Annotated in this window: 20 protein-coding genes; 12 read left to right on the forward strand and 8 right to left on the reverse strand. The window is 67.9% G+C overall.

The genetic code is table 11. From position 1 onward, the window contains the following. Positions 1-41 precede the first annotated feature (41 nt). The 7 genes from NLX94_RS37950 to NLX94_RS37980 form a co-directional block, all read right to left on the reverse strand. Positions 42-296 carry a hypothetical protein gene (locus NLX94_RS37950; RefSeq protein ID WP_254387855.1) on the reverse strand — a complete coding sequence of 85 codons (255 nt, stop codon included), beginning with the start codon at positions 294-296 and terminating at the stop codon, positions 42-44. Continuing rightward, positions 293-1231 (reverse strand): N-acetylneuraminate synthase family protein, encoded by a 939-nt coding sequence (locus NLX94_RS37955; protein ID WP_254387856.1) that lies wholly within the window; start codon positions 1229-1231, stop codon positions 293-295. The genes NLX94_RS37950 and NLX94_RS37955 overlap by 4 nt, the downstream gene beginning before the upstream one ends. After that, entirely contained in the window at positions 1228-2475 is a 1248-nt protein-coding gene (locus NLX94_RS37960) for an acylneuraminate cytidylyltransferase (protein WP_254387857.1), read from the reverse strand. The genes NLX94_RS37955 and NLX94_RS37960 overlap by 4 nt, the downstream gene beginning before the upstream one ends. After that, positions 2472-3791 (reverse strand): DUF6716 putative glycosyltransferase, encoded by a 1320-nt coding sequence (locus tag NLX94_RS37965; RefSeq protein WP_254387858.1) that lies wholly within the window; start codon positions 3789-3791, stop codon positions 2472-2474. Before NLX94_RS37965 ends, NLX94_RS37960 begins: the two co-directional genes overlap by 4 nt. A 327-nt stretch (positions 3792-4118) precedes the next feature. Further along, the gene (locus tag NLX94_RS37970) at positions 4119-4460 is read right to left on the reverse strand and encodes an antibiotic biosynthesis monooxygenase family protein (protein WP_254387859.1); all 342 of its coding nucleotides are present in this window, start codon (positions 4458-4460) and stop codon (positions 4119-4121) included. Next, the gene (locus NLX94_RS37975; RefSeq protein ID WP_254387860.1) at positions 4457-6106 is read right to left on the reverse strand and encodes an FAD-dependent oxidoreductase; all 1650 of its coding nucleotides are present in this window, start codon (positions 6104-6106) and stop codon (positions 4457-4459) included. Before NLX94_RS37975 ends, NLX94_RS37970 begins: the two co-directional genes overlap by 4 nt. 128 nt (positions 6107-6234) lie before the next feature. Continuing rightward, a complete protein-coding gene (locus NLX94_RS37980; protein WP_254387861.1) occupies positions 6235-6816 on the reverse strand; it encodes a hypothetical protein in 582 nt (193 codons plus the stop codon). 425 nt (positions 6817-7241) lie between these two features. On the opposite strand from NLX94_RS37980, the gene NLX94_RS37985 reads away from it, so the two are divergent. The 10 genes from NLX94_RS37985 to NLX94_RS39540 all read left to right on the forward strand — a co-directional run bounded on the left by NLX94_RS37985 (position 7242) and on the right by NLX94_RS39540 (position 19074). Further along, positions 7242-9458, forward strand: a complete 2217-nt coding sequence (locus NLX94_RS37985; protein WP_254387862.1) for an MMPL family transporter — start codon at positions 7242-7244, stop codon at positions 9456-9458. Between the two features lie 80 nt (positions 9459-9538). Beyond that, complete coding sequence (locus NLX94_RS37990; RefSeq protein ID WP_254387863.1) at positions 9539-10750, forward strand: sensor histidine kinase; 1212 nt, start codon at positions 9539-9541, stop codon at positions 10748-10750. Continuing rightward, positions 10747-11418 carry a response regulator transcription factor gene (locus NLX94_RS37995; RefSeq protein ID WP_254387864.1) on the forward strand — a complete coding sequence of 224 codons (672 nt, stop codon included), beginning with the start codon at positions 10747-10749 and terminating at the stop codon, positions 11416-11418. The genes NLX94_RS37990 and NLX94_RS37995 overlap by 4 nt, the downstream gene beginning before the upstream one ends. 325 nt (positions 11419-11743) lie before the next feature. Next, positions 11744-12376, forward strand: a complete 633-nt coding sequence (locus NLX94_RS38000) for a ParB/RepB/Spo0J family partition protein (RefSeq protein ID WP_254387865.1) — start codon at positions 11744-11746, stop codon at positions 12374-12376. Beyond that, positions 12373-13815, forward strand: a complete 1443-nt coding sequence (locus NLX94_RS38005) for a ParB N-terminal domain-containing protein (RefSeq protein ID WP_254387866.1) — start codon at positions 12373-12375, stop codon at positions 13813-13815. The genes NLX94_RS38000 and NLX94_RS38005 overlap by 4 nt, the downstream gene beginning before the upstream one ends. Then, on the forward strand, positions 13816-14346 hold the full coding sequence (locus tag NLX94_RS38010; protein ID WP_254387867.1) for a hypothetical protein: 531 nt from the start codon (positions 13816-13818) through the stop codon (positions 14344-14346). Between the two features lie 468 nt (positions 14347-14814). Then, entirely contained in the window at positions 14815-15900 is a 1086-nt protein-coding gene (locus NLX94_RS38015) for a YncE family protein (RefSeq protein WP_254387868.1), read from the forward strand. A gap of 78 nt (positions 15901-15978) precedes the next feature. Then, on the forward strand, positions 15979-16683 hold the full coding sequence (locus NLX94_RS38020) for a hypothetical protein (RefSeq protein WP_254387869.1): 705 nt from the start codon (positions 15979-15981) through the stop codon (positions 16681-16683). Beyond that, the gene (locus tag NLX94_RS38025) at positions 16676-17800 is read left to right on the forward strand and encodes a winged helix-turn-helix domain-containing protein (RefSeq protein WP_254387870.1); all 1125 of its coding nucleotides are present in this window, start codon (positions 16676-16678) and stop codon (positions 17798-17800) included. Before NLX94_RS38020 ends, NLX94_RS38025 begins: the two co-directional genes overlap by 8 nt. After that, entirely contained in the window at positions 17797-19074 is a 1278-nt protein-coding gene (locus tag NLX94_RS39540) for an MFS transporter (RefSeq protein WP_308402651.1), read from the forward strand. The genes NLX94_RS38025 and NLX94_RS39540 overlap by 4 nt, the downstream gene beginning before the upstream one ends. Before the next feature lie 19 nt (positions 19075-19093). Here NLX94_RS39540 and NLX94_RS39545 read toward each other — a convergent pair whose 3' ends face one another. After that, positions 19094-19414 (reverse strand): helix-turn-helix domain-containing protein, encoded by a 321-nt coding sequence (locus NLX94_RS39545; protein WP_308402652.1) that lies wholly within the window; start codon positions 19412-19414, stop codon positions 19094-19096. A gap of 193 nt (positions 19415-19607) precedes the next feature. Between NLX94_RS39545 and NLX94_RS38045 the strand changes: the two genes are divergently transcribed. Both NLX94_RS38045 and NLX94_RS38050 read left to right on the forward strand, forming a co-directional pair. Further along, complete coding sequence (locus NLX94_RS38045; RefSeq protein ID WP_254387871.1) at positions 19608-20156, forward strand: hypothetical protein; 549 nt, start codon at positions 19608-19610, stop codon at positions 20154-20156. 112 nt (positions 20157-20268) lie between these two features. Then, entirely contained in the window at positions 20269-21681 is a 1413-nt protein-coding gene (locus NLX94_RS38050) for a terminase large subunit domain-containing protein (protein ID WP_254387872.1), read from the forward strand. Positions 21682-21726: the final 45 nt, after the last annotated feature.

Here is a 21726-nt window from a genome sequence, read left to right on the forward strand (position 1 = left end):
CCGATCACGCCAGGGCACGCTGAACAGACAACGTCACGTGATCATCGCCAGAGCCGAATTGCGTGATCGTTCACAGCTGGACTGCGGCGAATGTCGTGCACGCTCACGCGAATGCCCTCGGCAGTGGCGAAGGGAGTCACCGCGGCTAGCTGGCGGCGCGTGGTGGCATCGCGGGGCAGCAGCACCGCGGCCCGCACCCGCCCGGGATCAGCCGTGCCACGCCGCTCCCCCGTCACCCACTCAAGGAGGTTCAGCAACTGGGCGGGACTCTCGATCAGCGCGAGCGTGCCGCTCACGACGCCGCTGCCGGCACGCGCTCGGCGGCCTCGCGCTCGGCGACCACGCCGGGGAAGCGGCGGAGCTTCCTCATCGGGCCGAGCTCGCCCTCGTACACCTGCTTGACTCCGTCGCCGAGCGCCTCCTCGATGATGCGGATGTCGCGCACCAGGCGCTCCAAGCCCTGAGGCTCGACCGAAGCGGCCTGATCGGAGCCCCAGTGGGCGCGGTCGAGGGTGATGTGCCGCTCCACGAAGACGGCACCGAGGGCGACCGCGGCCAGGGTGGTCTGCAGCCCGATCTCGTGTCCGGAGTAGCCGATCGGGACGTTCGGGAACTCCTCCCGAAGGGTGTTGACCATGCGCAGGTTGAGCTCCGAGTTCTTCGCCGGGTACGTCGACGTGGCATGGCAGAGCACGATGTTGCCGCTGCCGAGCACCTCCACCGCGTGGCGGATCTGCTGCGGGGTGGACATGCCGGTGGAGAGGATGACCGTCTTGCCGGTGTCGCGCAGGGCGCGCAGCAACTCGTCATCGGTCAGGGACGCGGAGGCCACCTTGTGGACCGTGACGTTCTCGAACTGCTCCAGGAAGGCGACGGCCTCGGTGTCCCACGGGGAGGCGAACCAGTCGACTCCCCGATCGGCGCAGTGCTCGTCGATAGCCCGGTACTCGTCCTCACCGAACTCCACGCGGTGGCGGTAGTCGATGTAGGACATACGGCCCCAGGGGGTGTCGCGCTCGATGTCCCACTGGTCGCGCGGGGTACAGATCTCCGGGGTGCGCTTCTGGAACTTCACGGCATCACAGCCGGCTTCGGCGGCGGCGTCGATCAACGCAAAGACATTCTCCAGATCACCGTTGTGGTTGATGCCGATCTCACCGGTGACGTAGACCGGGTGGCCGGGGCCTACCAGGCGGTCGCCGATCCGGCGGGCGCGTATAGGGAAGGTCATGACTTGTACAGTTCCTTTCCGAGTAGCCAGGCGGCTATCTCCCGGACAGCTCCGTGTCCGCCGTTACTGGTCGTGGTAGTCCTGGCGGCGGCACGGGCTTCTGGTTGGGCGTCGGCGACCGCGACGGGCCAGCCGACGAGGGTGAAACACGGGAGGTCGTTCACGTCGTTTCCGGCGTAGAGCACCCGCTGGGGGTCGACTCCCTGCTCCTCGCACCACTGCTTGAGTGCGAAGTCTTTGCGGTCGATGCCCTGAAGCACAGGCACCTCCAGCTTCCGGGCGCGGGCGGCGACGACCGGGTTCTTCTCAGTGGACAGAACCAGCACCTTCAGGCCCGCCCGGCGCAGGGCCGCGATACCGAGCCCGTCGCCGCGGTGCACTGCGACCGTTTCCCTGCCCGAGGCGTCGATCCACACTCGGTCGTCGGTCTGGGTGCCGTCGAAATCGAGGACGACAGCGTCCACGTCAGCGCGCGTGGGTGCGGGTGCAGGAGTGAAGGGCGCCCCCGCGTCGTATCCGTTGTCGTAACCGTCGATGAGCGGTGCCAGGGCGTGCGCCCGTTCCAGATCCGCGGGCTCGTCGATCTCCAGTACGCGCGCGGGATTGGTACTCACGAGTGCGGTACGCCCGAAGAAGCGGTGGCCAGCCCTGCGGAAACCGGCGGCACGCATCGCGTAAACGGCCCCCGTCTCCACAAACTCCTGCGTCCGGTCCTGGCGGCGCTGCCGATACTTCTTGTCGTGATTGACTCCCTGCGCACCGACCTCACCCGGCTCGGCCGGCCCATCACTCTCCCGCCAGATGAAGCCGTGGAAAGGAGCAGCGGTGTGCGCGGTGTCAAAGCCGTCATCGATTACGCGGGCGACCACTCCCGACACATCCGACGGTGTGAGGAACGGGCTGGTGCACTGGACCATCACCAAGACGTCCACGGTGACGTCACGTTCCGCCTCGAACCTGTTCAGCGCGTGCATCAGCGCGGCCTCACTGTTCGACGTGTCGCCCGCGATGATCTCGGGACGTGCGATGACGCCAGCGCCGGCGGCAGCTGCCGCGGCTGCGATGGACGCATCGTCCGTGGAGACGACCACGTCCGTCACCCGCTGGGAGGCCAGAGCGGCACGCACCGCACGCGCGACAAGGGGTACGCCGCCGACCAGCGCCACATTCTTGCCGGGTACACCCTTCGAGCCGCCCCGGGCTGGAATGACGACCAGGACACGAGGTACGTGGCCGGTGTTCACAGCTGACCTCCGACACGTCGCAGAGCAGGGGCGACTCGCTGATACCCGAACTGGTAGACACGCTTGGCAAGCGGCCTCAGCATCTTTCGCAGGTGGCGCGGAACAAGGCCGCGCGCACCAGGCCCACCGCCGAGTGGCACGGGCAGCGGCCTCCCCCGCTCGTCCAGACCGTGCCTGGCCAACAGCTCGGGCAGATAGCAGGAAGCGCGCTGAGGCGTGTAATACGGTGTGATCAGGGGCAACGGGCCGGCAGCGCGCAGCGCGGCGATCCGGGCCCGGGCGGCGGCGTACGGATCGCCCTTGCCGATCCCCTGATGCGCCTTCCAGGCCGGGTCGGGCACCGGAATGTGTCCGTCGTCGATCTCTGACCAGGAGCTCAGACAGCCCGAGTTGGTGAAGTAGTGGTTGCCGTTCGCCTCCCGTACCCCGAAGTCGGTGAGGATCGCCGTCGGTATCCCGCGGTGCAAGGACTCCAGGGCGGCCGTCGAGGAGACGGTGACCAGGAGGTCTGTACGGTCGAGGACTTCCCCCATGTTCCCGTACACCAGCTGAAGATTCGGCGGGGCCGGATTATCCAACTGCCCGATCAGCGACTGATAGGGATGCGCCTCTATGTGCGTGGTGTGCTCGCCCGGCAGGCTCCGCAGTTTCATCAGCACCAGCCGCTCCGGACAGCGGCGCGCATGCTCGGCCGCCCGTTCGAGCATTCGAAGTCGGGCCCGCTTACTTCTCGGTACCGAAGGCTGCACGGCGAAGCACACCGTGAACGACCTGGTGACACCTGCCGCCGTGCGGTCGTACGGATTCCCGTCCATGAAAGGAAGTGCAGTTTCGACCACGGACGTCTGGTCGGTGCCGACACCCAGGAACACCTCACGGAACCGTTCGGCGTCATAAGCACTGTTGGCCAGTACGAGATCGGCGCCGGCTCGGGTGAGCAGACCGTCTACGAGCTTCTCGTAGACCACTCCCACATATCCCGTAACCGTGATCGGGCGATGTTCAAGAGCCGCCCAGTTCAGTCCCAGACTGTGGAGGAGCGACACCGTGGTGCCGCCCGCGGTGGCAAGCACCAGCAGATCCGCGGTCGCCAGCTGTTCGTCGACGACGAGCTCGCCAGCGTCAACGTCCCGTCGGCTGTCGGGCATGATGCCGATCTCCGCGAGCTGACGTTCGGTGGGCGTCGCCCGGGTCCGCAAGAAGTACGCATCAAGTACATGGTCAGGGCCGATCTGGCGCGCGACCGATGCACCCCACTTCCAACGGGTGTCTGAGTCGGCCACTACGACGACCCGATGACGTTCTTCTCTGATCACGTATGAAGGCCCTTACATGAATGGCCGATCACCCCCTGTGGCAGAAGACAAGGGGACGACGCGTTCGGTGGGACAAGGTTGAACCGAACGTACAGACGCAACGTGAGACACACCTGGGGCCAGCATGGGAGTGGCCTGGGAGGTAAGTCAGACCCTCCCTGAAAGGGCCCGAAATCACCGGGTTGCTCAGGGAACGGTCACCTCGGCGGTGAAGCAGCCGCAGACGAAGCCGGGCCGCTCCCGCCGGACCTGGTTGTACCGGACTCATTCGCGCAGTCCACGGACGCCTGGGCCAACTCACCGCCGCAGTCGGCGTCGAGGTGGAGTTCAGCGATGCCGCGTATCGCCCTCATGATGCGGAGGTCTATTCAGCTCGAAGGCGAGTTCATAGGTGTTGGCGTCGGCGGTGTCCGCGATTCCCGCCAGTCGGGCCATGGCCTTGGGGAAGCTCGGCAGGTTGTGCGCCGTGTCGAAGTCCTCCTTGCTTGCCCATACCGTGATGTTCGCGACGCGGGACCCGTCCAGGCTCCGGTAGAGGAATGCGTTGTGGACCCCGGGGTGACCGTCGGATGCCACGTCGTCGGTGATGGTCTGGCCCATCACCTCAACGAGCTTGTGCTGCTTGTCGGGAGTGACGGTGAAGAGGTTGATCGCTACGAACGAGGTCACCTGTGCTCCTGCGGGGTACGGCCGAGCAGGCCGGTCAGTGCGGTACGGAAGCCGGTCAGGGGGTCGTTCTCGGCGGAGGGGCTTGTCCAGGCGATGAAGCCGTCCGGCCGCAGCAGGCTGGCACCGGTGGGGGTGAGGCCGAAGGCCTGGGCCCAGACGCCGTCGGGATCTTCGAGATCCAGGCCGGGGCCGATCCGATGCAGGGTCACGGGCAGTGACAGGTCCTCGGCAATCGCCACGGCGGCACCGGCCCAAGCGGCCCGGGGCGCGGCCAGCAGGGTGAAGCCGTAGCCGGTCAGGTCGATGGTGGACACCGGTTGGCCGGCCTGCTCCAGGAGGACGTGGGGGGCTCGTGTGCCGGGCCGCCCGGAGGGCCACAGGGGATTCTCGACCGGGGCGGGGTCGGGGAGGCTGGGGACCAGCGGCTCCACCTTGCCGGCCGGTCTGCCGGACACCGCTGGGGAGCGGTAGCAGTACCCGAGTACGACCTCGGGGAACTCGATCTCGGGTCCCGGGGGCAGGGGAGCTTCGGGCGATACGTCGTGCAGCATGGAGCGGAAGGCGTAGCCGACGACGAGATCGGCCGCCGGGCGCCGTTCGGCGTCGTAGGTGTCCAGGAGGGTGTCCGCGGCCTGGCCGTGGTGGACGGCCGCGAGTTTCCAGGCGAGGTTGTGGACGTCCTGCACGCCGGTGTTGGCGCCCAGCCCGCCCCAGGGTCCGTTGACATGGGCCGCGTCGCCGGCGAGGAAGACTCTGCCCGAGCGGTAACGGTCGGCTACCCGTGCGGCGATCTCCCAGGGCAGCACGCCGACGATCTCGGCGTCCAGGTCGGCCTGTCCCACGCCGGTGCGGATGATCTCCAGGCACCGTGCCGGGGTGAAGTCCTCGACCCGCTCGCCGCTCTCCGGATCGAACGGCGCGCTGAGTTGCCACATGCCCTTGTCCGCGTCGCGGCGGACCAGGTGTCCTCCGACGCTGTCCAGGAATGCGGCGAACACCTTGCGTCCCGGCGTGACCGCGCTCAGGTCCGCCCGGAAGTAGAGGGCCATCCGGTGGGCGAGGTGGCCCGGGCCGTGGGTGGTGATCGCCAGCTGCTGCCGTACGGGACTGCCGGCTCCGTCCGCGGCGATCATGAAGGACGCGCGGACGCTCGACTCCTCACCGGTCCTCCGGTCGCGCAGCCGGGCGACGACATCGTCGAGGCGGTCCTCGAATGCAATCAGTTCGGTATGGAAACGCAGCTGGGCACCGAGGCGTTCGGCGTGGCGGCGTACGATCGGCTCCACCCGGTCCTGGTCGGCCACGCACATGGACGTCGGGCTCAGGTGCTGCGGCACCGCCCCGCTCGCGGTGTTGATCCAGACGAGATCCGGGTCGGTCAGGGTCTGTCCCTTGCCCAGCTGACCGCTCTCGTCCTCCCGCTCCGCGATGGCCAGCAGGTCACGTTCCAGGGCGGGTTCCACGCTCCGGTACAGCTCCATCGTGCGGACGTTGATACCGCGGAACCGGGGGTAGGTCGATGTGCCCTCGTGGCGCTCGACCAGGACGCACGGGACGCCGCGATGGGCAAGGAACAGGGCGCACGACAGTCCGACGATGCCACCGCCGACGATCAGTACGGGCGAATCACTGCTTCCTGAACGCATGACAAGGAAACTACCGGCCGCGACGGATTCGGCACGGGAGGTGAACAGCGGTGTGCGAGTCGTGAATGACCTCCCGGAATCAATCCTCCGCGAGGCCCGGACGGGCTTGGACCCAACTGAGGGGCCATCTACCGCGGGGTGGGTGCACGGTGCAGCCAGCCGGCGCTGTCCGGTAGGGATTCCGAAGTCCACGAGACGAAACCGAATGGCCTGAGCGCCTCAGCTCGATAGGACGCGGGGGCGCAGGCGTACGCGGGCAGACGTGCGTGGTCCGCGGCCCGCAGGACCGGCATGAGGACAGCGTCCGCAGCGGTGAGGTCAGCTGTGGCGGCCGCGCCGAAGGCGGCAAGCAGCCAGTGCTCCTCGCGCGGCTGCATCGGGCCGTCGTGACGTCTGGAGGACACCGTGGCGAGGGCGCCGAACCCGTGAAGTCTCAGCAGGGCTGTGTACTGCTCCTCGTCGATGGCAGCGTTGGGCGGAATCCACACCGCTGCCGCTTCCAGTACCCCGGAATTCGTTTCGGCGATCCACACCTCTCCGGCCTCCAGTCCGAAGTGAGCCAATGCCAGCCGGAGCTCAGGCTGATGCTCTCGGGTGATCACGGCTTGCTCGGGAGGCATGGAGTCGTTTGCCAAGAGGCGGACGATGGCATTGACGTCTTTCAGGGATGCGCGGCGGGCTCTGGCCCGGTGCGCCGCAGCGAGGGGCATGACCCGTGCCCTCCCTGTCTTCGGCGTGTGCGGCCTGCCGCACACGCGGGAACCAAAGAGTTGAACGACGCCCCTGGGGGATCGTCCTCATCGAGACTATCGATGCGGGCGTAAACGCTGTATTCGCCCAGAGGCCCCCCGCGATGTGCCCTTCGGCCGTCTCCCGACCCTTCTCCTACCACTGCCGTACGAGTCGGCGGCCGTACCGCATCGGCACTACGTGCAGCTGCCTGCACGCGGACGACGACTCCGTGGCCGGGCGTGGGCAGGCTGAAGGCTGACCAAGCTCGGCCGGCCCTTGCCGTCCTGGCGCCCTGGCGCCCTGGCGCCCTGCCCCTCTGTACTCATGCCCTTGGCACAGCAACCGCGCTGAGGGCCGGCCCTGCCTCCTTGCGGGCCCCGTTTCGACTGGAGCTCTTCTCCCCGTGGCCACACTCCTGTATCGATTGGGCCGGCTGGCCTTCCGGAAGCGGCGGATCGTCGCCCTTGTGTGGGTGGGCCTGCTGGCCGTTGCGGGGGTGGGCGCTGCCATGGCGCCCACTGCCCCCGACGACGGGTTCTCCGTGCCCGGAACGGAGGCGCAGCGTGCCTTCGATCTGATGGACGAACGCTTCCCGGGCGTCAAGGCGGACGGCGCCTCCGCCCGTCTGGTGTTCGCCGCTCCCGACGGCCAGAAGGTCACCGCCACCGGATACAAGGCGGCGATCGACAGGGCTCTTGGTGAGCTGGCCTCCGGAGCTCAGGTGACCTCGGTGACCGACCCCTTCGCGGCGGGAGGGGTGAGCAAGGACGGGTCGACCGGCTACGCCACGGTCTCCTACGACGGGAAGGCGCAGGACCTGACCGCGTCGACCACTCGATCGCTGGCGGACGCGGCCCAGGAGGTCCGCGACACGGGGATGACGGTGGAGGTCGGCGGGACCGCGCTGAAAGAGTCACCGGAGACCAATCCGACGACGGAGCTGATCGGTGTCACCGTGGCCGCCATCGTTCTGGTGGTCACCTTCGGGTCGCTGGTCGCCGCGGGGCTCCCGCTACTGACCGCTCTCATCGGAGTGGGGCTGGGCGTGGCGTCGATCGCGGCGCTGAGCAGCACGCTGGGTCTGTCCGCCACGACCAATAAGCTGGCGATGATGATCGGCCTGGCGGTGGGCATCGACTACGCCCTGTTCATCGTGTCGCGATACCGCACCGAGCGGGCGGAGGGCCATGATGCGGAGGAGGCGGCCGGCCGGGCCGTCGGCACCGCTGGTTCCGCGGTGGTGTTTGCGGGCCTGACCGTGGTCATCGCACTCGCCGGACTGTCCGTGGTGGGCGTGCCCATGCTGGGCAAGATGGGCCTGGCCGCGGCGGGCACGGTGGTCGTCGCCGTGTTGATCGCGCTGACGATGGTGCCTGCCCTGCTGGGCTTCTTCGGAGGCAAGGTGCTTGCGCGCAGTGCCCGAAAGCAGCGGCGGCCACGGCTCAAGGCGTCGGCTGGGTCATCCCAGGAGCGCGGCTTGGGTGTCCGCTGGGCCCGGTTCGTACTGCGCCGGCCGGTCGCGGTGCTGCTGCTCGGTGTGGTGGGGCTGGGTGTCGTCGCCGTACCGGCCATGGACCTGAAGCTGGCACTGCCGGGTGACGAGGCACAGCCGACCTCGACAACGCAGCGCCGGGCCTACGATCTGCTGTCCGACGGGTTCGGCCCCGGCTTCAACGGGCCCCTGACGATCCTGGTCGATGCGAAGGGCGCGGACGATCCCAAGTCCGCCGCGCAGCAGGTGTCGAAGACCATTACCGCGACGGCTGGTGTCGTCACGGTCTCCCCCGCCCGGTTCAACAAGGCCGGCGACACCGCGATGATCACCGTGGTGCCCGCTACGGGCCCGAGCACGACCGCGACCAAAGAACTGGTGCACGCCATCCGTGGTGAGGCCGACGATCTGAAAGCCGAGGCCGGTGCGGCCATCCTGGTGAGCGGAACCACGGCGATGAACATCGATGTCTCCCAGAAACTGACAGACGCCCTGGTGCCCTATCTCGCCCTCGTGGGCGGTCTGGCCGTCCTGCTCCTGATGGTCGTGTTCCGGTCACTGCTGGTGCCGGTCAAGGCCGCCCTGGGCTTCCTGCTCTCCGTGACGGCCGGTCTCGGCGTGATCGTCGCCGTCTTCCAATGGGGCTGGCTCGCCGACCTCTTCGGCGTCGAGCAGACCGGCCCGGTGATGTCGATGATGCCGATCTTCATGATCGGCGTAGTCTTCGGTCTCGCAATGGACTACGAGGTCTTCCTCGTCACCCGGATCCGGGAAGCGTATGTCCACGGGGAGCGCCCCAGCGCGGCAATCGTCAGCGGATTCCGCCACAGCTCCCGGGTGGTGGCCGCCGCCGCGTTCATCATGATGGCCGTCTTCGCCGGATTCATCGGTATGCCCGAACCCATGCTCAAGATGATGGGAGTCGGTCTCGCATCCGCCGTCGCCTTCGACGCCTTCGTGGTCCGCATGGCGATAGTCCCCGCCATACTGGCCCTGGTCGGCCACCGAGCGTGGTGGCTTCCCCGCAAGCTTGAGCGGTTCCTGCCCCGCGTGGACCTCGAAGGCGAGAGCCTCAGCAAGCAGATGCCGGCTGGGGAACCTGCGCCGGCGGAGGTCAGCCGCGTCTGAGATCCTCCCCGGACCGTAGGCAGGGCACTCGGGACCGACCGTGAAAACCGCACGACGCTTGCGTGAGGACCATAGGCACTGTGGAAGCGACTGAATCGCGGCGGCAGGGCAGCAGGAGCAGGCGCGAGCAGGTGACGGGCTGCCTCGCGGCGGCTGCACTGTTCGCCCTGTCCCTGTTCGGGTCTCTGCTGGACGGAGACGGATTCCGCGGACCCCTGCGCGTCTCCGCGATCGTGATCGCGGCGCTCTCCTGTGCGGCCGTGGCGGCTCATGGCCGGCTGCCGCGCACGGTCACCGCCGTGACCGTGGCGTGCGGGGTGCTGTTCATCCTCCTCGGCTTCCGCCCGAACCCGTTCCTGCTCAGTCCCGCCATGGTCTCGCTCTGGCGACTCGCCGTACGGACGGACCGGCGCACCGCCTGGACGGCTTCCCTGTCCTCGGCCGCGGCGCTCACCGGGGCGGCCTTCATCTTCGGCCCCGGCTCATGGCTGGAGCCGGGAAAGGTCGCCGTGCTGGCCTGGGCTCTCCTGCCGGGGGCGGTCGGTGACGCGGTCCGCTCCCGGCGCGGCTACCTGGCCGCGGTGGAGGAACGCGCCGAGCGCGCGGAGCAGACTCGCGAGGAGGAGGCCCGTCGGCGGGTCGCCGAGGAGCGTGTGCGCATCGCCCGGGATCTGCACGACGTCGTCGCCCATCACATCGCGCTGGCCAACGCCCAGGCAGGCGTCGCGGTTCACCTGATGGCCAGGGACCCCGAGAAGGCCCGCACGGTGCTGGAACAGATCACCGAGACCACCAGTTCCGCCTTGCGGGAGCTGAAGGCCACCGTCGGACTTCTGCGCCAGCCAGACGACCCGGCCGCTCCGCTGGAACCCACCCCCGGAATCGCCCAACTTCCAGCTCTGGTGGAGTCGTTCCAGCATGTCGGACTGGAAGTGACGGTCCGGCGGGAGGGCGAGGAACACCCTCTGTCGGCGGGCGTGGACCTGACGGCCTACCGCATCGTGCAGGAGGCCTTGACCAACGTCACCAAGCACGCCGGCAGCGGATCGGCCTCCGTCTCCCTCAAGTACACCAGGACCCGACTGGTGATCACCGTGGAGGATAGTGGGAGCCCTTCGATCCGGCAGCCGGACAGCCCGTCGGGCTACGGGCTGATCGGCATGCGGGAACGGGCGGCCGCCGTCGGAGGAAGACTCCGGGCGGGGCGGCGGCCGGAAGGCGGCTTCCGGGTATCCACGGAGCTTCCCCTGCACACCGGTGAACCAACCGATGAGGAAGAGACCCCGACATGACCATCCGTGTACTACTCGCCGACGATCAAGCACTGCTGCGCGGCACCTTCCGTCTGCTCTTCGACTCCGCCGATGACATGGAAGTGGTCGCGGAAGCAGCCGACGGCCGCCAGGCGATCGAGATGGCGAGAGCCACACGGCCCGACGTCGTGGTGATGGACATCCGTATGCCCGGAATGGACGGCATCGCGGCCACCGCCGCCATCTGCACAGATGAGGATCTGCCAGACACCCGGGTCCTCATTCTCACCACCTTCGAGATCGACGAGTACGTGGCGCACGCCCTGCAGGCCGGAGCGAGCGGGTTCCTCGGAAAGGGAACCAGCACCGAAGACCTCCTGGCCGCGGTCCGCACCGTGGCAGCCGGCGATTCCCTGCTCTCCCCACTGGCCACCCGTGCCCTGATCGCCCAGTTCCTCTCCCTTCCCCGGCCACCACTACCGCTCTCGGACTCGCCGCTGAAAGCCCTGACCGCTCGGGAGCGGGAAGTGATGACCCTGGTCGCAGCCGGCCTCTCGAACGACGAGATCGCCCAAAGCATGCACGTCAGCCCGTTCACCGTCAGGACGCATGTGCACCGGGCCATGTCCAAGCTGCACGCCCGTGACCGCGCCCAACTGGTTGTCCTCGCCTACCGGACCGGCCTGGTACGGCCGGAAACTGGCTAATCCAACGCGCCTTGTCGACAGTGCCCACCTGCGGGCTAGAGGGCTTTTCAAGCGGCCACCTGCGGAAACGCGATCACCTTCAAGGCTCTCGCAGGGTCTCGTGCGGTTGCGAGTCGGCCAGGCGGAGGGGGCGCCCCAGGACTTCCCCGCGTGCGCGTCATCGAACGCCTCGGGACTCCTCCATCGGGGCGTGCTCGACGAGGCGGCGACGAGGGGCGGGCGACAACCCTACGGCCGCGCCGCCTCTGATCACCTACGCTCGTAGGAAGGCGCGGGGGCTGGAGCCCTCGTGTCCCCTGCTGCCCCCCATATCCCCGACTCACTCGTGACGCTGGCCATCCCTCTCGCGGACCTGGCCCCCTACTACCGCAACCCGCGCGCGGGCGATCTGGACGCGATCGCGGAGTCCCTGTCCACCCACGGCCAGTACAAGCCGATCGTGGTCAACCGCGGTACGCACACCGGGCGTCCGAACGAGATCCTCGCGGGCAACCACACGGCGAAGGCCGCACGCAAACTCGGCTGGGATGCCATCGCGGTCACCTGGCTCGACGTCGACGAGGCCACGGCCGCGAAGATCGTCATCGTCGACAACCGGACCAGCGACCTGGCCGGGTACGACACCGCCCTCCTCGCGGACATCCTCACCGACCTCCCGGACCTGGAGGGGACCGGCTACGACCAGGAGCAGCTGGACGACCTCCTGGACGACACCTCGCTGCCCGCCCCGATCGAGCTGCCGAGCGACGGCGCCGGCACGGGGGCCGCCGCGACCGTGGACTACCTCCAGTGGGGGTACCTCCAGTGGTCATCCACCCGTGTGCGGATCACGCAGGACGAGGTGGAGTTCCTCAACGCGATCTATAAGCGGTACGTGGACGAGCAGGACTCCGACCTCGGGTTCGGCTGGCACGTCCTCAACGAGGAGCACCACGCCAGCGAGGAGGACGCCGCGTGAATCCCCTCGACGTACGGTTCGATCCCGCCTACCCGCTGGATAAGCTCCGCCCGGCCGACTACAACCCGCGTCGCCTCTCGGAGAGTTCGTTCGTCCGGCTCCAGGGGTCACTGCGCCGCCACGGCGTGGTCAAGCCCGTCATCCTCAACGCCGACGGGACACTGGTCGCCGGCCACCAGAGAACCAAGGGACTGAAGGGGATCGGGCAGACCACCGTGCCCGCGATGATCCTTCCCCAGAAGGTCCGCCTCCAGGACGAGATCAAGTTCAACCTCCTGCACAACCGCGTCGAGACCGAGAGCAGCGTCGTCTACGCGGAGGCCGGACCGATCGGCCAGTGGTGCTGGATTCCGTGGCAGAGCATCGAGGTCATCGCCTCCCGCAACCTCCCGTTCCAGCAGGCCATCGGCTTCATGACCGCAGCTCACGGCCCATGGGGATCTGTCGTCATCGATGACCAGGGCCGTGTCGTGCTGAACGCGGAGTATGCGGCGGTCGCGAAGGCGCAGCGGTTCGACATCCTGGCGTGGACCGTCGCCTCCTTCGACGCCGGCCAGCTCGTCGAGGACCTGACGGGCGAGTACGGCGTCTACGACTGGACGGGGCTGGAGGAGCAGGCCCCCGTCTGGAATCAGCACATCGTCCAGCCGAACCGGCTCCGCGAGCACTCCTCGAAGGCGAAGGCGGACAAGGTCCGCTACAAGTCGGAGGTGTGGGAGCGGCTGGTCCTGCCGTGGCTCACGACCTCGCACAGGGTCGTGGACTTCGGGGCCGGACACGGCGACTACGCGAAGCACCTGCGCGCGCAGGGCTACCGGGTCCAGGACTACGAGCCGTACCGGACACTCAAGGGCAGGTACAGCCTCGACGTCCGCGGGATCGTGTCCATGATCCGCGGGATCGAACGGGAGGTTCGCGAGGGCGGGTTGTACGAGGTCGTCGTTCTGGACTCGGTGATCAACGCGACCACCAGCCTCGAATACCAGCACTGGGTGCTGCTCACCGTGAACGCGCTCTGCGCGGCCGACGGGCAGGTGTGCATCGGCACCCGGAACCTGGAGCGCGAGAAGGCGTACGAGAACTCCGAGCACTCCATCAGCCGGGATTCCACACGTCTCGCGTTCCTGGACGAGCACAGCGTTGACATGCGGTTCGTGCGCGGGAAGTGGCAGCGGATCCGGTACCACACCCCGGAGTCGCTGCGCGGCCTCCTGTCCCGCTACTTCGAGGAGGTGGAGCTGAGCGACACCACGCGGGCCACGGTCAAGGCCGTCTGCCGCAAGCCGCGCCCCTTCCCCATCGAGGAATACGAGGAGGCCTTTCTGAATGAATTCAATATGCCCTACCCCAACGACTTCCGACACGATAAACATAAGGGAATCGTGGAAATTCTGATAGAATTGATCAAGGATAGGAATAGCCAAATGGAGGGGCCGTAAATGGAATCGGGGGCGAACCTCAAGCGGGTTCGCGTAGAAATAGGATCACGCGACAAGTACGGCATCATGTGGCTGGCGGGTATACGTCAGCTCGACCTGACGCAGCACTGCCTGAAGACGTTCGCCGAGTGCGACAGGCCGAAGGTGGACCGCCGGCTGGAGCGGCAGACTCTGCTGCTGCCGGCCGATTCACCACCAGTCGCCTGGTACCTGTGCGCGCTGCCCATCCCGTGGGACTGGAGCCGCAACGCCCATCTCGCCTTCGAGTACGCGCCCGGCGCATCGTGGGAAGGGGACGCCCTAGTTCCCGGGCTCGGCGTACGACTGACCAACGCCAGGCCGATTACCGGCTGGGGTGAGCATTCTGTTCCTTCCAGCGCGCCAATGCGGCAGGCGCGGCTGTATAGGACGTGCCGGAACTGGCAATTCGGCTGGTGGCTTCGGAACCACAGGGAAGTCCCTGACGCTCCCGAGAAGCCGCCCCGACAGGAGTCGGGAGGCGGCTCCGAGCAGCTCACCTTCCAGCTGTAGTTGCACCGTCACCGCGGATGGGGATGTGTGTCCACGGCGCGGCAGTACGCAGCGAGAGTGGGCTAGTCCACGGCGTGCAGGAGCCGCAAGAGTCGGCGGCGCTCGGCCGCCGGCCCCCAGTTGGCCGCCATGTTGACTTCGAGCCAGATGCTCAAGAGCCATGGGAGCAGGGGTTCTTGATCGACGGGCGATGGTGGTTGTCGGCAGTCGCCTGCGAGAGTCACGTCCTGTACGAGCGTCGGACAGGCAGTCGCCTGGAGATGGCCGGTGTTTGGGGTGTGGAGCGGGCGGGGTGCGCTCCGGCCGGGGGAGCTGTCCGGCTCGGTGGCTTGCTCACCTGTCAAGGACGCCGCTTTCGGACAAGCTATCGAGGTGGCATAGACCGGCGTCAGATGCGGCGCATAGCGTCACAGGGCAATCTCAGCCGCCGCAAAGAGCGGCGGACTGCCTACGGTGGGAGACAACAACGTGAGCGTTGAGATCTACTCGACTGACACCGACTCCGGTCAGATCACCGTCATCCGCAAGGACGGCCCCTCCGCCTACAATGTCGTCAAGGAGATCGCGGTCGCCAACGCACCCCGCGGCAGCGTCAAGTTCACCCGCGACGGCCGCGGCTTCGTATCCAACACGAGCACCAACTCGGTATCCGAGCTGGACGCTCTGACCCGTCGAGAGGTCGCGCGGATCACGGTCGGATTCGGTCCCCGCGGCCTGGGCATTCTGCCCGGCGAGCGGTACCTCCTGGTGAGCAACTCCGGCTCGAACACCGTATCGATCGTGGACCTGGAGTCCCGCACCGAGCTGACCCAGGTCGCTGTGGGGCGCGACCCGCGCCACATGGCCATCAGCAAGGACGGCAACTTCGCCTACGTGTGCATCTGGGGGTCGGGCTACATCGCGAAGCTCGACCTGAAGGGCCTGCTGAAGAAGGGCCGGGCCGAGTCCGTCCGGGAGGTCGCCCGCATCCGAATCGGTGAGGATTCCTTCCCGTACAGCCTCAACATCGACCACACCGGCAAGCGCGCCTACGTCGCGTGCAACTCCATCGCCGAGATGCCTGTGATTGACCTGGACACCGACACGGTGATCGCCCGAGTCCAGGTCAAGAGCGACGGCGGCCGCGCCGTGGCGTTCACCCCGGACAACCAGTTCGCGCTGCTGACCCTGGAGCGCACCTCCACGATCGCCGTGGTGGACACCGACGAACTCAAGGTGACGCGCAACATACCCGTCGGCCCGGCCCCGCGTGGCATCGTCGTGGATGACAACGACAACACGGTGTACTGCGCGAACTTCTCCCGGGCCGTGCCCTCGGAGGACGAGAAGATCGAGTTCAGTTTCAGCCCGCACAGCCTGACCGTGGTCCACCTCGACGGCGTCGACCTGTCGCTGTCGGCCGAGGAAGGCGGCAACGTCCAGTACGACGAGATCAAGGTCGGGTACGGCCCCTGCAGCGTCTCGTTCTTCGACTCGGCGCAGGTCGAGTACGACGAGGGCAAGCTCAACGAGGCGGCGGCCCGCCTCGGCGAGACCACGAAGGCCGCGAAGTAGTACAGCACTGAAGTGATCGTTGGCCCCCGCAGGCAGCAGCCCGCGGGGGCCAACCCCCGCTGCGAAAGGTGAAGGTTCTTGCCCGTCGAGGTCCGGTTCCGCCAGCTCCATCCGTGGTCTCTTGCCCCACGCCAGCACAAGGTCGATCGGCAGCAGAGCCGCGACCACGCTGCGGTCTTCCGCGGGAACTTCCGATTCGTCCGCGCGGAACGGCAGCCCGAACACTGTGCACCATGGGTGATGGGACAGGAACTCGGATGGCGAGTGCACAGCCCAATCGACATCTCCTTCACCCCGCTGGACCAGATTGAGCTGGATGGCGCCAACGAACCAGAGGCAGCCGGCCGGGCCGTGAACCGCACGGAGCTGTGGCAGCGGGAAAAGTCCCATCTGGCCGTGGAAAAGACCTCCTGGCTGCACCTGTACCAGTTCAAGACGGCTCGCGGCTGGGAGAACATGTTCCTCCCGAACGGGGCGGGCACCGTGGAATGGCGTCTCGGATGGGCCGCAGATATCCCCCGAGGCCATTTCCTGCTAGTCCTGCCGCTGGAGAAACCCGTCGCCGGGCTCGACGTCCCCACCGGGATCCTCAGCAGCACCGCCACCACCCGCATGAGCCGCGAGAACGGGCTGGGCATCGCGGTGCGGCCGACGGAGCCCGTCGCGATACGCCGTGGTCAGGAGATCGCCCGCATCGTGCTCCTGCACGCCGACTCCCTTCAAGTCCAAAGCCTTTACGAGGAGACCGGGGAAGCGGACGTCGAGGAGGACATCGGTGCTTGAGTTGTCCTCGCAGGAAGCCCGGGAGATCTCCGTAACGACCCAGGGCCTACACACCACTTCAGCCCCACTGGGTGCCGAAGACACCCTGCGCCGCCTGAGCTGTATCCAACTCGACACGATCAGCGTCGTGCGGCGCTCCCATGAACTCGTCCAGCTTGCCCGCGGCGTACCCGTCGCCGAGGCCCAGCACCTGATCAGCGAGGCCGACCCGCCGGTGCTGTTCGAGTATTGGGCGCACGCCGCATCGTTGATACCGCTCACCCTCTGGCCGCTGTTTGCCTTCCGGCGCCGCGGCTACGCCGCCAAGGGCTGGAGCGGACCCACGGTCGATCCGGAGGCCGTCGAACACGTCCGGGCGGTACTAACGGAACGCGACGCGGTCACGATCAGCGATCTGGGCGGGGCCAAGGGCAATGGCTGGGAACGCTCCTCGGCCAACAAATGGGCACTCGAATGGCTGCTGGCCACCGGCGAACTCGCCTGCGTGTACCGGCGCGGCTGGCAGCGCGTCTACCAGAGGGCCGAGTCCGTGATTCCCAGTGGCCTTCTGCACTGCGAACCCGACGAGGCGGAGTGCCTGCGCTCGCTGACCCGCCTTGCCGTGCAGGCTCTTGGTGTCGCCACAGCGGACGATGTCGCCGACTACTTCCGCCTGCCGCCTCGGAAAATCGCCGCCTGCCTGGCGACTCTGGAGGAAGCGGTGCCTGTGCGTGTCGAAGGGTGGCCGGAGCCTGCCTGGGTCTCTCCCGAGGCGCTTACTACATTGCATCTGGACCACGAAGCCTGCACCCCGCTGTCGCCCTTCGACTCGCTGATCTGGCACCGGCCACGCATGCGACGTCTCTTCGGCATCGAATACCTGCTGGAGGCGTACAAGCCTGCCGCCAAGAGGGAATGCGGATACTTCGGTATGCCCGTTCTCGTCGGCACCACGATGGTCGGTCGCATCGCGGTCCGTGCCAGCAAGGGCATCGCGGTGATCGAGGGACACCAGCTCGTCGACGGCCAGGACCCGGCCCATCTACGCGAGGCCCTCGCCACCATCTGCCGGTGGGCGGATGCGAACAGCGTTCCGACCCTCAACCTGCCACCGCTGCACGCTGGAGCGAACCCGTGAGCGATACAACCACCCCCGGCTACCGCGCAGCCCTCGCGGTTCCCAAGGCCAAGCAGGTCCTAGCCATCGGTGTGCTGAGCCGGCTGCCCTCTGGCCTCGTCCCGTTCTCGGTACTGATCTCTTTCACCCAGCACTACGGTATCGGGATCGCCGGCCTGGCCTCTGGAGCCCTGCTACTGGCCATCGCCATTCCCGGCCCGGCACGCGCACGCTGGTGCTCCACCCACGGACCCGCCGCCGTCCTGCTCATGGCGGCGGCCAGCGTGCTGCTGTTCACCGCAGCGGCATCCACGATCGGTCTGGAGCTCTGGCAGATACCCCTCGCGATCACTGCTGGGGCCGGCGCACTGTTCCCCCCGCTCACGCCCAGCCTGCGGGCCGTCTGGTCCCGGCTGATGCCGGACAAGCAACGTCTGCAGAGCGTCCACGCCCTCGACTCGACCGTCGAAGAGCTGACCTTCGTCGTCGCGCCGCTGCTGGGAACCGCGGCGATGGCGCTGACCGGTGCCCGTTGGGTGCTCGTCGCCGGCGCGCTTCTCCTGCTGCCGGCTGCAGCAGGTCTCTCCGGGGTCCTGCGGGCACTTCCAGCTGCCGATGACCCCACAGCTTCCACCTCCGAGACCAAGACGCGACGGCGGTCGATCATCAGGTCACGTGACGGCCAGGGCATCACCGTTCCGGTGATCGTCCTCGGACTCTGCGGCGGCGGTCTGACCGTCATCATCCCGGCCGCCTCCGCTGACTTCGGCAACGTCATCTCATCCGGATACTCGTTCGCCGCGTTCTCACTGGGCGGTGTCGTCGGCGGACTGGCCTACGGGCGCAGAAAGTGGACCGCGACCCTGCGCCTGCGCTACTCGGCTGCCACGGCAGGGCTCGTGGTGGGCGCGCTGCTGCTGGCCGCTCTGTCCGCGTCGCCTTTGACCATCTTGGCCGTCTTCTGCGTCGGGCTCCCCATGACCCCGATCTTCGTCATCGCCTATCTCCTCGTCGACGAGCGCATCGACGCCTCCCGGCACGCCGAAGCCAACGCCTGGCTCGGATCGGGCTACAACCTGGGATCGGCATCAGGCGCGGCACTCGGCGGGCAGTTGCTCGCCTTCACGGGCCCGCGCCTCGTGGCCGCCGTGCTCGCCGGGGTAGCGGCTATCGCGACCCTTATCGCTCACCGGCTGCCGGACAACCCTCCCTCGGACAGCGAGGAAGCAGAGCCGGAACGACCGCTGCCTGAACTCGGAGACACCTCCGGCGACGCAGCGCAGCCTAGTTGCTGAGGTTGTAGGCGTGGTGTCGTCAGTGCGAAGCCGGTGGCGGTGAGGCAACCGTCGGTGATGTCGCTGCGGCACTGGATCTGGCGGAGGTCGTGTCGCAGTCGGCGGATGAGGTGGTCGGGGTCAGTGAAGGCGCTGTTGGCCCGCGGGAACGGACCGCGTCCTGGCCAGCCACCAGCCAGGCCCGCCGCCACCGCTGAACCGACCGGACGCTGACCCGTAACTCCTTCGCGATGTCCGTACTGCCCCGCCCCTCGGCGCATATGCCGACGGCTTCCATCCGGACCCGCTCACGGAACGCTTGCCTCTCCGCGATCAGACCCCCACCCTGCGGATACCTCATACCTCCGGCATACCACGACGATCACCAACCGTCAGCCCCTACGACAAGACGACTTCAAGGTCAGTAACCCTTCCCATCCCGGCCCCGCGTCCGTCAAAGCATCTGGACGCGGGGCGGGCCGCGCCATAGCGCCGGGCGGCACCCTTCGCTACAGGATCATGGGAGGGTGGCGCGGGGCCCTGGAGTTGTGTTCATGGGCCGCCCCACCCGGGCCGTGCGTGCTGCAATCACTCAACGCCGCGCCGACGCAATTGATTTGAAGCTGGCCGGCGTCGACTGGTTGACCATCGGGCGGAAGCTCGCCGCAGATCCATCGATCAACAGCGATGGTGTCGCCTACCCGCAGGGGTACGGCATCGACACGTACAAGCGGGGCGGCGAGCCCCCTACCGACTCCCGGCTGATCGAGCTCGCGTGCAAGGACGTGTCCAAGGCGCTGGCCGAACGCAGCACCGCGCTGGACGACAGCGCGGACGAGCTGCGCAAGCTGATGGTGGAACGGCTGGAGCGGCTGTTCTTCGGCGTCTACCGGTCGGCGATCCGTAACGGTGACCTCCAGGCCGTCGACCGCGCTGTGCGCATCATCGAGCGCAGCAGCCACCTTCTGGGCCTCAACCGGCCGGTGCGCACGGAGGTGTCGGGCCCGGACGCCGGTGCGGTGCAGGTGGAGACCGCGGGGCTGGAAGAGCTTCAGCGGCTGATTGCTCTGGCAGGCGACCCGGGCGAGGGTGGCCAGGGCTGATGAGGCTGCGGTCCTCCGGCTGTACCGGTCGCTTCCCGCGCCGCGCCGCCGTGAGATAGCCGCCGCCTCCACACCACAGCTCCGTGCCCAGCTCGCCCGTATCGAGCGGGACATGGCGATGGATCGCTCCCCCGGGGCGATGGCTTCCGTCCTCACCGAGGGGCGGGAGATGCAGGCCCCGCACCTGGGGCTGATCGACGCTGCCTTCGAACGGGTCGCGGCCGGCGTCCCGACGAAGCTGCTGCTCACCATGCCTCCCCGGCACGGCAAGAGCCGAAGAGCCGCCCGGTGGGCGCCGCTGTGGTACCTGCGGCGGCGCCCGGAACACCGGGTGATGATCGCCTCTTACTCCTCCGACCTGGCCGACGACCACGGCCGGTGGATCCGCGACGCGATCCTCACCTACGGGCCACAGATCGGCATCTCGCTGCGGCCGGGCTCCTCGGCGGCGAACCGCTTCGACCTGCTGGGGACCGAGGGCGGCGCCGTCATGGCCGGCGTCGGCGGAGGCCTGACCGGTAAGGGCGCCCACCTGGCAGTGGTCGACGACCCGATCAAGGACGCCGCGGAGGCATCGAGCCCCACGATGCGCCGCCGGTTGTGGGAGTGGTGGCAGGCCGTCCTCCTGACCCGTATCGAGCCGGGCGGCTCCGTCATCCTCATCCAGACCCGCTGGGACGAGGACGACCTCGCCGGACGGGTCCTCGCCGACGAAGGCAGCCGCTGGACCGTCATCGACCTCCCCGCGCTCGCCCTGTCCAACGACGACGCCCTCGGGCGTCGGGTCGGCGGCCCGCTCTGGCCAGAGGGGTACAACGAAGCCGCGCTCGCGGAGATCCGGCGTTCCGTCGGTGAACGCGTCTGGTGGAGCCTCTACCAGCAGCAGCCCCGGCCACAGGACGGCGGAGTCTGGGACTGGGCGTGGATCACCGGCAACCGGATCAGCGCCGCGCAGCTGCGCGGCATCGACCTCAGCAGAATCGTCGTGGCAGTCGACCCTGCCGGCGGCGAGTCCGCGGTGGGCGACGAGACCGGCATCGTCGCGGCGGCCCGCGACGCCGAAGGCCACATGTATCTCCTGGACGACCGGTCCGGGAACCGTGGAGCCGACGCCTGGGGTCGAGAGGCGTGCCTGCTCGCGATCGAGCTGCGGGCGGACGCGATCGTCGTGGAGGCCAACTACGGCGGTGACATGTCGAAACAGATCCTCCACCAGGCGTGGCAGGAACTTCAGCGCGAGCAGCGCACGGAGAACATGCTGATGCCCGCCGTGCTCCCGGTCACCGCGAAGCACGGCAAACGGCTGCGGGCCGAGCCCATCGCCCAGCTGTACGAGCAGGGACGCGTCCACCACGTTGGACAGTGGCCGCAGCTGGAGCAGCAGATGGTGACCTGGGTCGCCGGCATGGACTCCCCCGACCGAATGGATGCCGCCGTGCACGCCATGACCGAGCTCGCTGACCCGCAGCGCAGCGGCGCCACATCATCCGGTTACCAGGACGGGAGGCTCACCGGGCGCCGATGAGCTGGCGCCACCGGGGCGGCCGCCCGAAAGGGTGGCCGCCCGGAC

This window comes from Streptomyces sp. TBY4 (genome assembly GCF_024213195.1).
Taxonomy (GTDB): Bacteria; Actinomycetota; Actinomycetes; order Streptomycetales; family Streptomycetaceae; genus Streptomyces.

Coding starts and splice junctions, on each gene's coding strand:
- NLX94_RS38050 (WP_254387872.1), top strand. CDS start 20,269: ATGGCGATGGATCGCTCCCCCGGGGCGATGGCTTCCGTCCTCACCGAG.
- NLX94_RS37955 (WP_254387856.1), bottom strand. CDS start 1,231: ATGACCTTCCCTATACGCGCCCGCCGGATCGGCGACCGCCTGGTAGGC.
- NLX94_RS38010 (WP_254387867.1), top strand. CDS start 13,816: ATGGAATCGGGGGCGAACCTCAAGCGGGTTCGCGTAGAAATAGGATCA.
- NLX94_RS37995 (WP_254387864.1), top strand. CDS start 10,747: ATGACCATCCGTGTACTACTCGCCGACGATCAAGCACTGCTGCGCGGC.
- NLX94_RS39545 (WP_308402652.1), bottom strand. CDS start 19,414: ATGAGGTATCCGCAGGGTGGGGGTCTGATCGCGGAGAGGCAAGCGTTC.
- NLX94_RS37980 (WP_254387861.1), bottom strand. CDS start 6,816: ATGCCCCTCGCTGCGGCGCACCGGGCCAGAGCCCGCCGCGCATCCCTG.
- NLX94_RS38045 (WP_254387871.1), top strand. CDS start 19,608: ATGGGCCGCCCCACCCGGGCCGTGCGTGCTGCAATCACTCAACGCCGC.
- NLX94_RS37975 (WP_254387860.1), bottom strand. CDS start 6,106: ATGCGTTCAGGAAGCAGTGATTCGCCCGTACTGATCGTCGGCGGTGGC.